At 71.5% G+C, this 15,460-nt stretch carries 12 protein-coding genes; 7 read left to right on the top strand and 5 right to left on the bottom strand.

Going from position 1 to position 15,460, the window contains the following annotated elements; genetic code table 11:
• Window positions 1–104 precede the first annotated feature (104 nt).
• Together FNH21_RS01460 and FNH21_RS01455 are read right to left on the bottom strand one after the other, a co-directional pair.
• A complete protein-coding gene (locus tag FNH21_RS01460; RefSeq protein WP_152811769.1) occupies window positions 105–1,136 on the bottom strand; it encodes a serine/threonine-protein kinase in 1,032 nt (343 codons plus the stop codon).
• A 142-nt stretch (window positions 1,137–1,278) separates the two neighbouring features.
• A complete protein-coding gene (locus FNH21_RS01455) occupies window positions 1,279–2,076 on the bottom strand; it encodes an alpha/beta fold hydrolase (protein WP_152811767.1) in 798 nt (265 codons plus the stop codon).
• Between the two features lie 227 nt (window positions 2,077–2,303).
• Between FNH21_RS01455 and FNH21_RS01450 the strand changes: the two genes are divergently transcribed.
• From FNH21_RS01450 to FNH21_RS01425, 6 genes are all read left to right on the top strand, one after another.
• Window positions 2,304–3,113 carry an NUDIX hydrolase gene (locus tag FNH21_RS01450; protein ID WP_152811765.1) on the top strand — a complete coding sequence of 270 codons (810 nt, stop codon included), beginning with the start codon at window positions 2,304–2,306 and terminating at the stop codon, window positions 3,111–3,113.
• Between the two features lie 121 nt (window positions 3,114–3,234).
• Window positions 3,235–4,518, top strand: coding sequence for a quinolinate synthase NadA (gene nadA, locus FNH21_RS01445; protein WP_152811764.1), 1,284 nt, complete (start codon window positions 3,235–3,237; stop codon window positions 4,516–4,518).
• On the top strand, window positions 4,515–6,335 hold the full coding sequence (locus FNH21_RS01440) for an L-aspartate oxidase (protein WP_152811762.1): 1,821 nt from the start codon (window positions 4,515–4,517) through the stop codon (window positions 6,333–6,335). Before nadA ends, FNH21_RS01440 begins: the two co-directional genes overlap by 4 nt.
• Window positions 6,332–7,429 carry a carboxylating nicotinate-nucleotide diphosphorylase gene (gene nadC / locus FNH21_RS01435; RefSeq protein WP_152811760.1) on the top strand — a complete coding sequence of 366 codons (1,098 nt, stop codon included), beginning with the start codon at window positions 6,332–6,334 and terminating at the stop codon, window positions 7,427–7,429. The genes FNH21_RS01440 and nadC overlap by 4 nt, the downstream gene beginning before the upstream one ends.
• A complete protein-coding gene (locus tag FNH21_RS01430; protein ID WP_152811758.1) occupies window positions 7,416–8,588 on the top strand; it encodes a cysteine desulfurase family protein in 1,173 nt (390 codons plus the stop codon). The genes nadC and FNH21_RS01430 overlap by 14 nt, the downstream gene beginning before the upstream one ends.
• Before the next feature lie 36 nt (window positions 8,589–8,624).
• Window positions 8,625–9,404, top strand: a complete 780-nt coding sequence (locus tag FNH21_RS01425; RefSeq protein WP_152811756.1) for a hypothetical protein — start codon at window positions 8,625–8,627, stop codon at window positions 9,402–9,404.
• Window positions 9,405–9,426: 22 nt separating this feature from the next.
• Here FNH21_RS01425 and FNH21_RS01420 read toward each other — a convergent pair whose 3' ends face one another.
• Window positions 9,427–10,347, bottom strand: a complete 921-nt coding sequence (locus FNH21_RS01420; protein ID WP_152811754.1) for an oxidoreductase — start codon at window positions 10,345–10,347, stop codon at window positions 9,427–9,429.
• Window positions 10,348–10,463: 116 nt separating this feature from the next.
• On the opposite strand from FNH21_RS01420, the gene FNH21_RS01415 reads away from it, so the two are divergent.
• Window positions 10,464–11,267: a transglutaminase-like domain-containing protein gene (locus tag FNH21_RS01415; protein WP_152811751.1), complete on the top strand. Its 804-nt coding sequence runs from the start codon at window positions 10,464–10,466 to the stop codon at window positions 11,265–11,267.
• 58 nt (window positions 11,268–11,325) lie between these two features.
• Here the strand turns inward: FNH21_RS01415 and FNH21_RS01410 are convergent, their stop codons facing one another.
• Window positions 11,326–11,826: a MarR family winged helix-turn-helix transcriptional regulator gene (locus tag FNH21_RS01410; protein ID WP_241742689.1), complete on the bottom strand. Its 501-nt coding sequence runs from the start codon at window positions 11,824–11,826 to the stop codon at window positions 11,326–11,328.
• 93 nt (window positions 11,827–11,919) lie between these two features.
• Window positions 11,920–15,441 carry an efflux RND transporter permease subunit gene (locus FNH21_RS16980; RefSeq protein WP_338403112.1) on the bottom strand — a complete coding sequence of 1,174 codons (3,522 nt, stop codon included), beginning with the start codon at window positions 15,439–15,441 and terminating at the stop codon, window positions 11,920–11,922.
• Window positions 15,442–15,460 lie beyond the last annotated feature (19 nt).

Here is a 15,460-nt window from a genome sequence, read left to right as displayed (position 1 = left end):
CCAGGCCTGACGACGGAATGTCGGCCCGGTTCCCCGATCATTTACGACGAACACCCCACCGAGCATTCGGCGGGGTGTTCGTCATGTGCGGGACCTCGAACGGTTCAGCTGATGCTGGGTGCCCTACCGGGCGGCTCGGGAATCCTGATGTTGCCGGTGAGGATGCCCCCGGTGATGAGGCCACCCGTGCTGACGCCTCCCGTGGAGACGTCCGACGATCCGCTGTCGTGGGGTAGCACGTCCTGCAGCAGGTGATCCTGTACACCCCCGGCGAGGGCGCCCCGCCGCTGCGCATCCGCCGCCGGCTCGACATGGTCGTCCGCGAACACGCGTAGCTGCAGGGCGACGTCATGGGCGTACGGCCGCAGCCCCGGATCCCGCGCCGTCATGCTGCGCAGCAGATCGCCCCACTCAGGGCCGAGGGCTGCGGGCACGTCGGGGTCACGGAGGAGCCGGGCCAGCGCGGCCTCCACCACGGGCCCGGGGAACGCCTTCTCCCCGGTGAGGCACTCGAGCAGCACGAGCCCGAGGGAGTAGATGTCGCTCCGTTCGTCGAGTGCGTCACCCTTCGCCTGCTCGGGACTGAGGTAGTTCGCCGTGCCGATCGTGGCGCCCACGGCCGTCGCCATGGTCGCCTCGACCATGCGCGCGATCCCGAAGTCCGTCAGCTTCGCGTACAGGCGCGTGCTGTTGTCACCGCTGTGGAACATGAGGATGTTCGCCGGCTTCACGTCCCGGTGCACGACGCCCTCCGAGTGGATGTACGCCAGCGCATCGGCCAGGTCGGCGCCCAACTGCGCGACGTCGACGGCGGGGATCGGACCCCGCCTGAGCAGGTGTCGCAGGTCCTCGCCGTCGACGAGCTCCATGACGAGGAAGCCCGTCGCCCGGCCGTCCTCGTCCTCGTGGATGCCGGCGTCGTGCAGGGTCACGAGACCGGGATGGTTCAGCGTCGAGAGCAGCATGGTCTCGGTGTGCTGGCGGCGGTAGCTGTCGTCGTCCGACGTCGTCGGGTTGAAGATCTTGACGGCCACATCGCGGCCGAGGTTCCTGTCCACCGCCCGGTAGACGGAGGCCGCCCCGCCGACTCCGAGAAGATCGGTGGTCTGGTAGCGGTCGGCAAGGAGCACATCCATGGGTGTCCTCCCGCGACAGATTGTGGTGATCGGTCCGCGCCGTGCCTCACAGTAAGGCTGCTGACCAGTTCACAGTATAGCGGCGGGGCAACGTGCCGGACCCGGGGACGGCGCGGCTTTACCGAACCGTCACCGGGGGACCTCAGGAGAGGAAGTCGACCGCAGCGTCCTTGAACTGCCGGGCGGTGATGGTGCTGGTGTGGTTCCTGCCCGCGACGCGCACGGTCCGGGCGTCGGGCGCCCACCGTTCGAGGTCGGCGATGCCGGCGGCGTAGTCGTCCTGGTCCCCGGCCACCAGGAGCACGGGCATTCTCGGCACGGCCGAGTCCGGCGTGAAGGGCTCGGTCTTGATGGCGGACACCATCGCGAGCAGGGAGGGCAGATCGTGGTGCGGTACGGCGTGGGCCATGCGGAGGAGGTCCGCCGTCGTCGGATCCGCGGAGGGAGGGCCGCCGGCCAGGGACCGTTCCGCTCCGGGCAGATCGAAGTCGGCGAGCGGATCCGCCGTGCCCGGTCCGCCAAGGACCATGCGGCGGATCATCTCGGGCTGGGTGGCGCCGAGTTCCCAGGCCAGACGGGAGCCGAGGGAGTAGCCGATCACGTCCACGCCCGATGTCGCGGAGTCCGGCTCGAGCGGGAGGATGCGTTCGTCGAAGAGTGCCTGCAGGATGTCCGCGCGCATGCGGCTCGGCGCGTACGCGCCCGCATCCCCGGGAGCGGCACTGTCGCCGTGCGCGGGGAGGTCGATCATGATCGCCGAGCGGCCGGCATCGTTCAGGACACGCACCCATCCCGTGTCCACCCAGTTCCGCTGCGACGACGACCCGAAGCCGTGCAGCAGGACGACGGGCGGCAGGGGCAGGGGGTGCGGAGCGTCGCTGCGGGTGATGGACAGGCGCGGGTCGATACCTTCGACGGCGTGTACTGAGTGGTGATCCATCAGTTCATCGTAAGGGCGGCAGAGATATGTGCGTCCTTGAACACATCCCCGCCGCGCGGCCCCGAAAGGCCGACGACTGTGACTTTAGACACTTCTCCCGGCCAGGGCAACCGGGCGCGCCGCGCCGCAGGAAGCGGCGCGCACGGCAGCCCTCCCATCGCGGGTAAATGAGTTATAGTCATTCTGACCTTAACTTCTGATCCATCGGAGCCCGGCGAAGGAGGCCCATGCACAGCTCGGCGAACGTGTCGGAACGGCAGTCCCAGGCGCCATCGGTCGCGATCTCGACGGTGATCTTCGCGCTCCGGCCCGGGGGCGAGTCGCAGCGACCCGAGATCTGGCTGCCCCTGGTACGCCGCATCCGCCAGCCGCACCTCGGCAAGTGGGCCCTCCCAGGCGGTCCCCTCGGCGGGACGGAGTCGCTGCAGGACGCGGCAGCCCGGAACCTGCGGGACACGACCGACCTCGAGCCCACCTACCTCGAACAGCTCTACGCCTTCGGCGGGCTGGACCGGGCGGCGACTCAGCGACTGGTGTCGATCGTCTACTGGGCGCTCGTCCGACCGGACCAGGCCGACCTCACCAGGGCGTCCCGGAACGTGCAGTGGTTCCGCGCCGACGACGTCGAGGGGCTCGCCTTCGACCACGACGAGATCGTGGCGTATGCGCTCGGCCGCCTGCGCGGAAAGATCGAGTACGGCTCGGTGGCCTACCACTTCCTCGGTGAGCGGTTCACGCTCGCGCAGCTCCGCGGCGTGTACGAGGCGGTGCTCGGACGGGACCTCGACCCCGCCAATTTCCGACGCCAGTTCCGGTCCGCGAAGGACATCGCGCCGACGGAAGAGGTCCTGCAGGGCGGGCGGAACCGGCCGCCGCGGCTCTATCGGTACACGGGTCCGCAGGTGCTGCCTCGGCCCGCACCGGCGGGCGGGCGGGAGCATCCGGGCCGGGACGACTCCCTCGACGCCGACCGTGCGACGGCGGACGGCACGGCGTCCCGGCCGCCGTCCGTCGCGGCGGGCCCCGGTCCCTCCTGAGCCCGTCATCGGCACCACTGCCGGTCCCGGACGGCCCTGTCCGGAGCCGTCGAACCCCACGTCATCCCACTCACCCTGCCTTCCGCCCGGCGGCGGAAGGCCCCACCGCAGGGAGCACCCCATGTCCGTGTCAACCGCCATCGAACTGATCTCGAGGGAAGCAGCTGACGGAGCCGTCCCGGCGTCGACCTGCTCTCCGGACCTCGTGCGTGATCCCTGGACCATCGATGCCCTCCCGATGCCGCAGTATGGTCCCGGGGCGTCGATGGCCGACCCCGCACCGCCTGCGACGCCCCGGCAGGGAGAACTTCCCGAGGAGTACAGGACGGCGTCGGCGGAGGACCTCGACCGGCGTATCCGCGCGGCGAAGGAGACGCTGGGGGAGTCGGTGGTCATCCTCGGGCACTTCTACCAGCGCGACGAGGTGGTGCAGTACGCCGACTTCGTGGGAGACAGCTACCAGCTCGCGCGTGCGGCGACGGAACGCCCCGAGGCCGAGGCGATCGTCTTCTGCGGCGTCCACTTCATGGCCGAGACCGCGGACATGCTCTCGGCCGCCGGGCAGTCCGTGATCCTCCCGAATCTCGCCGCGGGCTGCTCCATGGCGGACATGGCCGACATCGACTCCGTGACCGAGTGCTGGGACCAGCTGACGGAACTCTTCGGGACCGAGCCCGACGCCGACGGGCGCGTCCCCGTCATCCCGGTCACCTACATGAACTCCTCCGCCGCCCTCAAGGGTTTCTGCGGGGACCACGGGGGGATCGTGTGCACGTCGTCGAACGCCGCCGCCGTGCTCGAATGGGCCTTCGAGCGGGGCCGTCGCGTGCTGTTCTTCCCGGACCAGCACCTGGGCCGGAACACGGCCAAGGCGATGGGGGTGCCGCTCGAGCAGATGCCCCTGTGGAACCCGCGCAAGCCGTGGGGCGGGACCGACGAGCAGGTCCTGCAGGACTCACGCGTCATCCTGTGGCACGGGTTCTGCTCCGTGCACAAGCGCTTCACGGTCGGGCAGATCGAGAAGGCCAGGGCGGAGTTCCCGGGGGTTCGGGTGATCGTGCACCCCGAGTGCCCGATGCCCGTGGTCGACGCCGCCGACGAGGCGGGGTCCACCGACTACATCAGGAAGGCCATCGACGCCGCCGCGCCGGGCACCACCTTCGCGATCGGCACCGAGATCAACATGGTCAACCGGCTGGCGGCCCAGTACCCGCAGCACACCATCTTCTGCCTCGACCCCGTGATCTGCCCGTGCTCCACGATGTACCGCATCCACCCCGGCTACCTGGCGTGGGTCCTCGAGGGGCTCGTCGGGGGTCGGGTCCTGAACCCCATCACGGTGCCGGAGAGCGTGGCCGCTCCCGCGCGGGTGGCGCTCAACCGGATGCTCGCGGTCCGGCCATGACCCGCGGCACCGCGGCGCGTGGCGCGGCTCCGACTCCTCGTGGAGGATCGAGGGTCATCGTGGTCGGGTCGGGGATCGCCGGGATGCAGACGGCCCTGGAGCTCCGCCGGCTCGACCCCTCGAATGCGGTCATCCTGGTGTCCAAGGGGACCCTCACCGAGAGCAACACACGGTACGCGCAGGGTGGGATCGCCGCCGTCGTCCCATCCGGCAGGGTCGCGTCGGCCCTGCGGGGGACGCGCGACGGCAGTGAGGGCGGCCCCGTGCACGCCGATTCGGTGGAGGCGCACATCGCCGACACCCTGATCGCCGGCGCGGGTCTGGCCGATCCGCACGCGGTCTCGGTGCTGTGCCACGGCGGGGCCGACGCCGTCCGGTCCCTGCAGCGTGCGGGCGTCGTCTTCGACGCCGTCGCGGCGGACAGTGCGGGTGCCGGGGCCGGACCAGGGGGCGCGGGAGAGCCGGGCCGCGACGCGGGGGAGAGGGGGCTGTCGGCGACGACGACGCCTGACCTCGCCCGTGGTCGGGAGGCCGCCCACTCCGCCGCGCGCATCCTCCACCTCGGTGGGGACTCGACCGGCGCGGGGATCGTCGGGGCGCTGTCCGCCGCGGTCGGCCGGGACCCGGGCATCGTCGTGCTCGAGGGCGCCGCGGTCACCCGTGTGCTGGTCACCGGCCCAGGAGAGGCCGGGCGGCGGGCAGCAGGCGTCACCACCGTCGTCGACGGTCAATCCAGGGACCTCCCGGCCGACGCCGTCGTGCTCGCCACGGGCGGAGCCGGCCAGCTCTTCGCCCACACCACGAACCCCTCGATCGCGACGGGCGACGGCGTGGCCCTCGCGTGGCGGGCGGGAGCGGCCGTCACCGACCTGGAGTTCTTCCAGTTCCACCCGACCTCGCTCGACGTCCCGGGTAACCCGCTGATCTCCGAGGCCGTGCGGGGCGAGGGTGCACGGCTCATCGACGCCGACGGCAGGGCCTTCATGCACGCCTACCACCCCGACGGCGACCTCGCACCCCGCGACGTCGTCTCGCGGAGCATCGCCCGGCACCTCGCCCGGCGCTCCGGCGCAGGACGTCCGGGACGGACGACCGGTCCGGTGGCCACCGGTCCAGCGGAGCGCGTGTACCTCGATGCGACGGCGTTGGGCGCGGCCTTCCTGTCGCGCCGCTTTCCCGCCCTCACGGCACTCACGCTGCGTCACGGCTTCGACTGGTCCTCCGAGCCCGTCCCCGTGGTGCCCGCTGCGCACTACTGGATGGGCGGCGTTCGCACCGACACCGAGGGGCGGACCTCCGTCCCCGGCCTGTTCGCCGTCGGTGAGGTGGCGCGCACGGGTGTGCACGGGGCCAATCGGCTCGCGTCGAACAGCCTCCTCGAGGGAGTGGTGTTCGCGACGCGCTGTGCCAGGGCCATCGTCGACGGCGGCGGAACCGCTCCGCGCGTCGACGCGGAACCCCTCGACACCGACGCCGGGCGCTCCGCCACCCACCCCGTCACCCGTCGCGAGCTGCAGGAGGTCATGTCCGACCACGCCGGTGTCCTGCGCACCGGTGCCGGCCTCGAACTCGCCGGCAAGCACCTGGCCGGCTATCGCACGCCCGAGGATCCCGAGACCGACAACCTGCTGCTCTGCGCCCGCCTGCTCGTCCACGCAGCCTCCCGGAGGCCGGCATCCTGCGGAGCCCACTACCGCGTGGACGGGGTTGACCAGGACCCCGGCCAGCGCTCGGGCGAGGTGGAGCATCACCCGGAGGATGAGCCGCCGGCACCGAGCCGATCCTACGTCCGAGCCATCGAAGGAGCCGTCCGATGACCACCACCACGACCCCACCCACGACCCCACCCACGACCCCACCCACGACCCCCGGCACGCCCCCTGGTCCGGGGCCGGCCCCGGCAGCGACCGCGGGCGTCGCATCGACCACCGGCACGACGGCGAGGGCCGGCGGGCACCGACCCTTCCCGCCGCCCCAGCGCCACATCGACGCGATCGTCGCCGCCGCGCTCGCGGAGGACGCCCCGGCGGGTGACATCACCGTCCAGGCGCTGATCGATCCCGACCTCCGGGCGACCGCGTCCATCGCTGCACGCGAGCCCGGCATCTTCTGCGGGACGTCCGCCATCGAGGCGGCGATGCGGCTGACCGATCCGCGGATCACCGTGACGTCCATGCTGGCGGACGGTGCCCGCTTCGAGGCGGGGGACGTCCTCGCCCGGCTGTCCGGGCCGGCCGCAGGGATCCTCACAGCGGAGCGGACCGCGCTGAACATCGCCCAACGCCTCAGCGGCATCGCGACCATGACGCGCGCCTTCGTGGAGGCGGCGGCGGGGACGGGCGCGCGCGTCGTCGACACCCGGAAGACGACGCCGGGGCTGCGGATCCTGGAGCGGTGGGCCGTGCGCTGCGGCGGCGGATCCAACCATCGGTCCAGCCTCTCGGAGGCGGTGATGGTGAAGGACAACCACTTGGCCCTGCTCGCGGCTCAGGGGCCCGAAGCCCTGACCGCGGCGCTCCTCGCAGCCCGCACGCGGCTGCCCCACACGGTGCACCTCGAGGTGGAGGTGGACCGGCTCGACCAGATCGAGCCGGTGCTCGCGGCGGGGGTGGACTCCATCATGCTCGACAACTTCGGCCTCGCCGACCTGGCCGCCGGTGTCCGCCTCGTCGCCGGCCGGGCGCTCGTCGAGGCGAGTGGGAACGTCCGCCTGGACACCGTGGCGGCGATCGCCGCCACGGGCGTCGACATCATCTCGGCCGGCGCCCTGACCCACAGTGTCCGCGCGCTGGATCTCGGCCTGGATTTCACGGCGGACGACGGACCGGCCGACCAATCACCTGCGCCCGGAGGCGGCACCGGCCGTGCCGCGGACGACCGGCAGGCAGGGGTCCGTCATGATCTATCTTGACGCCGCGGCGACGGCGCCGGCCCGGCGGGAGGTCCTCGAGGAGATGTGGCCGCTGCTGACGACGACGTTCGGCAACCCCTCGAGCCACCACACGTACGGGGAGGCCGCTGCGGCAGCCTTCTCCTCCGCTCGCGCCCGGCTCGCCGCGGTACTGGGCTGCAGGCCGTCGGAGATCGTCATCACGTCGGGCGGCACCGAGGCGAACAACCTGGCCCTGAAGGGCATCGCGCTCGCGTCCCCGCGCGGCCGCCACATCGTGACGAGCGCGATCGAGCACGCGGCCGTGGCGGAGGTGCTCCGCTACCTGCAGGACGCGCACGGCTTCCGCATCACCGAGCTGCCGGTGTCCCCGACCGGTCTCGTGGCCGTCGCGGACCTCGAGGCGGCACTGCAGGCGGACACCACGCTCTGCACCGTGATGTACGCGAACAACGAGGTGGGCACGGTGCAGGACGTCGCCGCGCTCGCGGACGTCTGCAGGAACAGGAACGTCCCCTTCCACACGGACGCCGTGCAGGCCGCGGGCTGGCTTCCGGTGGACGTCGGCCGCCTCGGCGTCACGGCGCTGAGCCTCTCCGGCCACAAGCTCGGCACCCCGAAGGGGGTCGGGCTGCTCTACCTCCGGTCGGGCACGCGGTGCGAGCCCGTGCTGCACGGGGGCGGGCAGGAACGCGGGCGGCGCTCCGGGACGGAGAACGTGGCCGGCGCCGTCGGGCTCGCGAGAGCGCTGGAACTCGCGCAGCAGGCCCTGCCCGCGGCGGCCGACGCGTCGTCGTGGGCACGGGACGCCTTCATCGCCCGGATCCTGGCCGGTGTCCCGGGCGCGGTCCTCACGGGTGACGCCGCGGCGCGGTTGCCGAATCTTGCCTCGTTCTGCTTCCCGGGGGTGAGCGGGGAAGCCGTGCTGCTGGAGATCGAGCGCAGGGGAGTGACCTGCTCCAGCGGATCCGCGTGCGCGGCGGGCTCGAACGAGCCGTCGGCCGTCCTGCTGGCGCTCGGGCTCGACGCAGGGACGGCTCTCAGCGCCGTGCGCCTGTCCTGGATGCAGGGCACGGCCCGCACGGACCTCGAGGAGGCAGCCCGGGCGGTCGTGGCGTCGGTCCACGCCGTCCTGGCCCTCGGCGCGGCACGGCCCGCCCCGGACCTCGCGCCCGCCTAGACTGGCGGCACGAACAGACGCCCTGGGAGGGACGCCATGACCGAAGCAACCATCGGTGACACCGTGCGGCGGACGACGCGCGCCGTCGCGGCCGCCGCGCTGTTGGGCGCCCTGCTCACCGCCTGCACCGCAGCCGGGGAGGGGGACGCCGGCCCGGCTCCGTCGTCGTCCGCTGCGACGCCGGGTGCACCGGCGGAACCGACGGTGGCGCCGCTCCGGGAGGCGCGCGAGGGGTGGAAGGTCTTCACCGATCCGTCGAGGCTCGTGAGCTTCGAACTGCCGCAGGACTGGGTGGTCCAGCCGCTCGATCCCGCGCCGGGCACCTATGCCGCGGACTCCCTGCACTACGCGGTCAGGACCCCCGAGGGGACCACCGCGGCGGAGTTCCACTCCGGCATCATCACCCCCGAGGCGCCCTGCCCCGACGCGGAGCGAACGCCCTACGCCGTGATCGGCAGCGAGCCGCTGGCACTGACCGACCAGCCTGCCGCGTCGACCGCCATCGAACCGCGGTTCGTCGTCCGGCTGATCACCGGTTTCCGCTTCTTCGGCGCCTACGGCGTGACCGACGAGGTCGGCGGCGCGGACGGTCTCGCCTGCTCGCTGGCCAACACCGTCCAGGGCAGCGAGGCCCTCGGGCGCTTCAGCTTCGGCGACCTCGAGGTGCTCGCTCCCAAGGCCCCGGCGAACACGGGGCCGCAGACCGTCTCCTTCGGGACGATCGGCGAGGCCGAGGCGTACTACGCCGAGCCCGGGTTCGCGACCATCCGCGAGATGATCCTGTCGGTCAGGGTCGCGGAGCCCCCGGCCGCGTGAGGACGTGGCCCTTTTCGTTCGATCAGCCGGCGGGGCGCAACGCTCCGTAGTCCACCCCGGTGAGTTCGACGCTGCGGTTCCACAGGCGCACGGCGATGTCCGGGTCCAGGACCCGCGGCACGGGAGCGACGAGCCGGGGAGCACCCCTGGTCTCGCCGGGACCGGAGGGACCGTAGTAGTCGCCGCCCTTCACCTCGGGAGCGGTCGCGGCATACAGCGTGGGAAGGGCGCCCGCGGCGTCGGACTGGCTCATGAACCGGAAGGCACCGGCGAGCAGGTCGAGGACGGCCGGGTTCCGCATCCCGGCGGTCAGGTTGGTGTTGGCGAGCCCTGGATGCGCGGCCACGGAGGCGAGGTCCCAGCCGGCGGCACGCGCCCTCCGGTCGAGTTCGACCATGAAATAGAGGTTGGCGATCTTGCTCTGTCCGTAGGCGCCCCACCGCCGGTATCCGTGTTCCGACTGCAGGTCACCGAAGTCGATCCGTCCGCGCTTGTGGGCGAGGCTCGAGAGGGTGACGACGCGCGGTGACACCGACGCGTGCAGGTTCTGCAGGAGCAACCCGGTCAACGCGAAGTGTCCCAGGTGGTTCGTGCCGAACTGCAGCTCGAAGCCGTCCGCCGTGGTCGACTTCGGCGTCGCCATCACGCCCGCGTTGTTCACGAGCAGGTCGACCGGGCCGTCGGTCCCGGCGGCGAACGCACGCACCGAGGCGAGGTCGGCGAGATCGAGCACGCGCATCCCGACGCGCTCGCTGCCGGTGAGTGAACGGACCTTCTGCTCGGCCTCACGTCCACGCTGCTCGTTCCGGCAGGCGAGCACCACGTGCGCTCCCTTCCGCGCGAGGCCGACGGCGGTCTGCAGGCCGAGCCCGCTGTTCGCCCCGGTGATGACCGCGCGCCGGCCCGTCAGGTCACCGATGGCATCGGCCGTGAAGTCGCTCATGATGTTCCTCTCCTGCGGCGTGTCCGCCGTCCGGTCGGGCGTCCGGTGTCGACCGGTGCCCTCCGTCCCAGCATAGAGTTGGAGCCGAACGAACCGCCTACCGGGAGCAACGAACCATGCAGCGTACTGTCTCGGCCGACCTGGGCGCCACGACGATCGCGGGGACCCAGGTGGTGCTGTCCCTCGCCGTCGCTGCTCCCGCCGCGTATGCGTCCGTGGAGGAGGAGCTGACGGTGCTGGTCGACGGCGAACCGGCCGAGGTCCGCGAGTACCAGGAGCGCGACGGCACGCGCCTCCACCTCCTCACGACGCCTCGGGCGTCCTCGCTCGACGTGCGGTACCGCGCGGTGGTCACGGGCCGGGCAGAGCCGGCGCCGCACGACGACGTCGACCTCGTGCGGTACGTGCGGCCCAGCCGGTACTGCGCATCGGATGTCATCCTGCCGACCGCCTACGCGCAGTTCCCGGATGTCGGGGGAGTGGACCTGGTCCAGGCCGTGCGGGACTGGGTCGGCGCCGAGCTGGCCTACGTCCCGGGATCATCCCGTTTCACGGACGGCGCCGTGGAGACCCTCCTCGCGCGGCGCGGTGTCTGCAGGGACTACGCGCACCTCGTGATCGCCCTCCTGCGGGCGCGCGACGTGCCCGCGCGGCTGGCGTCCGTCTACGCGCCGGGCCTGGCGCCCATGGACTTCCATGCCGTCGTCGAGGCCTGGGTGGGCGGCTCGTGGCTCCTGCTCGACGCGACGGGCCTGGCGCCGCGGGCATCGATGCTGCGCATCGCGACGGGACGGGACGCCACGGACACCGCGTTCCTCTCGACCGTCGGAGGCTCCCTCCAGCTCTCCCGGCTCGAGGTCACCGCGACCGTCGACGAACTGCCCGTCGAGCGGAGCAGTGAACGCCTCACCGTACGGTGAGCGCTGCGGCGGAGGCCGGCCGGGTGGCTGGTGGTGACCCGGTTCCCTCGCGGGCAGGTCAGTCGTCGAGGTGGGCGTTGATGCGGTCCGTCAGCGCCTTGAGCTGGTCCATCTCCGCCGGGCTGAGCATCGGCGCGAGGACCTCCTGGATGCGGTGCACGTGCGTGGAGCCGATCTGGCGCTGCAGTGCACGGCCCTCATCCGTCAGGGCCAGTTCGACGCCTCGATGATCAGCCACGGCAGGTCGCTTCTGCAGCAGCTTCTTCGCCTCCAGGCGGTCGACCATGCGGCTCAGGCTCGGTTGGCTGATGAGCAGGTGCTGGTTCAGCTCGTTGAGGCGCGTCCAGCCCGTGGGGCAGCGGCTCAGGTTGAACAGGACGTCGTACTCACCGATGGGCAGTTCCCTGAACACCGGATCCTGGCGGATGCGACGCATGACGCCGACCTGGGCACGGAACAGCGACTCCCAGGTCTCCGACGACTGCCGGACCGAAGCACCCGTGGTCACCGGCACCGGCCCGCTCTCGCCGCCCGTCGGCATCTCCGCCCGTTCCGTCATCGCTCCATCCCATCCTGCGCCGTTCCAACGGCAACTAGATACATATGCATCTAGTATAGGCGCCGTCCGGGATCCGGTCTCCCGGTCTCCCGGTTAGGCGGGAACGTTTGCGGCACGCCGCAGAGCGCGCTCCTCGCGCCGCCCCTCGACGAGTCGGTAGAGGACGGGCACGAGCACCAGCGTCAGCGCCGTGGAGGAGACGAGTCCGCCGATGACGACGACGGCGAGCGGCTGCGAGATGAAGCCGCCCTGTCCGGTGAGGCCGAGTGCCATGGGCGTCAGCGCGAAGATGGTGGCGAGGGCCGTCATCAGGATGGGGCGGAGCCGCTGGCGGGCTCCCTCGCGGATCGCGTCGGCGACGCGGAGCCCGGGGGAGCCGTTGCGCGGGAGCCGGTACTGGTTGATGAGGTCGATCAGGACGATGGCGTTGGTCACCACGATGCCGACGAGCATCAGCATGCCGATCAGGGACGGGAGCCCCAGGGGGATCCGGGTGATGAGCAGCAGGGCGATCGCCCCGGTCGCGGCGAAGGGGATCGACACGAGCAGGATCAGGGGCTGGACCAGGCTCTTGAAGGTGGCCACCATGATCACGTAGACGATCGCGACGGCGGCCCACAGTGCAAGGAACAGCTGGTCGAAGGACTCGACCTGCTGGGTGGACGCTCCACCCACCGTCGCGGAGGCGCCGGACGGCAGCTCGATACCTGCGAGGCGCTCGGTCACCGTCCCGGAGAGGGTCCCGAGGTCGTCGTCCGACGGTGTGATGGAGATACGGGCGGTGCGCTCACCGTTGGAACTGGTGACCGACAGCGGCACCTGGACCTCCTCGACGGACGCCACGTCGGTCAGCGGGACGGCGCCCTGCACGGTCGGGACCTGGAGCGTCCGCAGCTGCTCGAGGCTGGTGATCGCGGTCCCCTCCCCGATCAGCACCGGGAAGTCGTCCGCACCGAAGCGGACCGTCCCGGCCGGGACGGGACTGATGCTGCCGCCGAGCAGACCCGCGATCTGGCCCTCCGTCAGGCCTGCTTCGACGGCGGCGGCCCGATCGACGTCGACCTGGACCTGGGGCTGCGCGGCGGACAGGTTGCTGCTGACCTCGCCGGCGCCGTCGAGCCCCTGCATGCCGTCCAGCACGGCGGCGTTGGCCGCCTCGAGGTCCTCGCTGACCGGGGCCGTGATGTCGATGTCGATGGTGCTCGAGGTCCCGAACCCGCCCTGCTGGCTGGAGAGCGAGAAGCTCCCGGCGTCCTGCAGGCGGGCGAGTTCCTCACGCACCGATTCCTGCAGGGCTTCCTGATCGGCGTCCTCGTCCGTGATGACGGTGAAGGTCGCCACCGATGCGCCGCCGGAGAACTGTGCGGCGAAGGCGCCGTCGGCGTTCCCGACCGTGAGCTGCACATCCCTGATCCCGGCGGTGTCGGCGAGGACCTCCTCGGTGCGGCCGGCTGCCTCGGTGGTGGTGGCGAGACTGGACCCGGGAGTGAGCGTCTGCGTGATGGAGAAGCTGTTCTGGCCCGAGCCGCTCAGGAGGTTGGTGGGGAGGAACGGGATCATCGCCGCGGTTGCCCCGAGGACGATCAGCCCGCTGACGAGGGTGACGACCGGGTGACGCTGGGTCCCCGTCAGGATGGGCAGATACGCCCGCTGGAGCAGGGACGGACGGTCTCGCTGCGGAGTCGTAGCGACAGGATCGACAGGATCGACAGGATCGACAGGATCGACAGGATCGACAGGATCGACAGGATCGGCCTCGTTGACGGCGACATGGCGGGCGCCACGGCGGTCCGGATCAGGGGCGGTGGTGCGGACCGCGCCGTCCGCGGGCCTCACCGCAGGCACGCTCCCGGTCGGGGTGGTCGGTCGGGTGTCGGCGGGTGATGCCGTATGCGCGGCGACCGACGATGCCGGCTCTTCCGGTCCGGCTGTCCTGCTGCGTGCCGTGCCGGACGACGCCGCCCTCCTCGGAAGGAACCAGTAGGCCAGGACGGGGATGATCGTCAGGGACACGGCGAGCGATGCGAGGAGCGCGATCCCCGTGGTGACGGCGAAAGGCCTGAAGAGCTCGCCGGCGAGACCGCCGACGAAGCCGATCGGGGCGAAGACCGCGACCGTGGTGAGGGTCGAGGCGGTGATCGCCCCGGCGACCTCGCGGACGGCGGTCAGGATGGCCTCGCGCTTCTCCTCGCCGTAGCCGAGATGCCGCTTGATGTTCTCGATGACGACGATCGAGTCGTCGACCACCCGACCGATGGCGATGGTGAGCGCTCCGAGAGTGAGGAGGTTCAGCGAGTATCCGGCTGCGTACAGCCCGATGAAGGTCACGAGCAGCGACAGGGGGATGGAGATGGCCGTCACCAGCGTGGAGCGCACGGACAGCAGGAACACGAGGATGATCAGCACCGCGAAACCGAGGCCCAGGATGCCCTCGGTCGTGAGGTCGTCGATGCTGCGTTCGATGAAGGGCGCCTGATCGAAGACCACCGTGATGTCGGCGGCGTTGCCGAGTTCCGCCTCCAGCTCGGGGACCAGCGCGACGATCTGGTGCGAGATCTCCACGGTGTCGCCGTCCGGCACCTTCGTCACGGTGAGGGCGAGCGTCTCCACCCCGTTGGTGCGGGTGACGGACGTGGCCGCGTCATCGGCGAGGTCGACGTCGGCCACCTCTCCGATCGTCACCGCGGGACCCGGGGCGGCGGCCGGCGTCGACGGCGCGGCGGGTTGCTGCGCCGGGGCGTCGGACGGGGCGTCCGTCCCGGTGTCCGGGGCGCCAGAGGCGGCCGGTTGCTCGGTGCCCCCGGGAAGGCCGGAACCGCCCGGCGCATCCGGTGAACCGGTCGGGTCGGAGGAGGCGGCCGGGTCCGACGAGCCGGCGGGCAGGACGGGCAACGCCCTCAGGTCGTCGAGCGAAGCGATCTGGCTGCCGGCCTGGATGGTCAGCGAGCGCTGATCCTCATCGAGGGTGCCGACCGGGAACAGGGCCCCGTTGTCCTCGAGCGTGGCCGCGAGGTCGCCCACGGTCAGGCCCGCCGCCTCGAGCGCGCCGTCACGGGGGAGGAGGGCGACGTGCTGGCTGGTCCCGCCCGAGATGTCCGCCGTGCGGACGCCGTCGATCTTCTGCAGCCGAGGAACCGTGAGCCGCTCGAGGTCACCGTTGAGTTCGCTGAGGGACTGGTCGGACGAGACGGCCATGAACACGATGGGCAGGTCGCTGATGCTCCCGGCCAAAGCCTGTGGTTCCACGTCCTCGGGGAGCAGCGGGCGCACGGTGGAGATGGCGCGGTCCACCTGGGCCCTCGCCCGGTCGAGGTCCGTCCCGTAGACGAAGACGAGGCTGACGGTGGAGATGCCGGACCGGGACGTGCTCGCGGAGGATTCCAGGCCCTCGACACCACTCAGCGCCGCTTCGAGCGGTTCGCTCACCTGCTGGTCGAGGTACTCCGGTGAGGCTCCCGGGACCGTCGAGAGGACGGTGATCTGGGGGAACTCGAGCGACGGGATGAGCTCCTGCCGGAGCGAGCCGAGGGTGATGACGCCGAAGACGGACGCGAGGATGGTGATGAGCGCGATGAGCGCACGGTTGCCGAGGGAGAGATGGGCGAGACGGAACACGGAACCTGCCTTCGGGTGC

This window comes from Arthrobacter bussei (assembly GCF_009377195.2).
In the GTDB taxonomy this organism is placed as follows: domain Bacteria; phylum Actinomycetota; class Actinomycetes; order Actinomycetales; family Micrococcaceae; genus Arthrobacter_D; species Arthrobacter_D bussei.
This window is presented reverse-complemented; position numbering and strand designations above follow the sequence as displayed.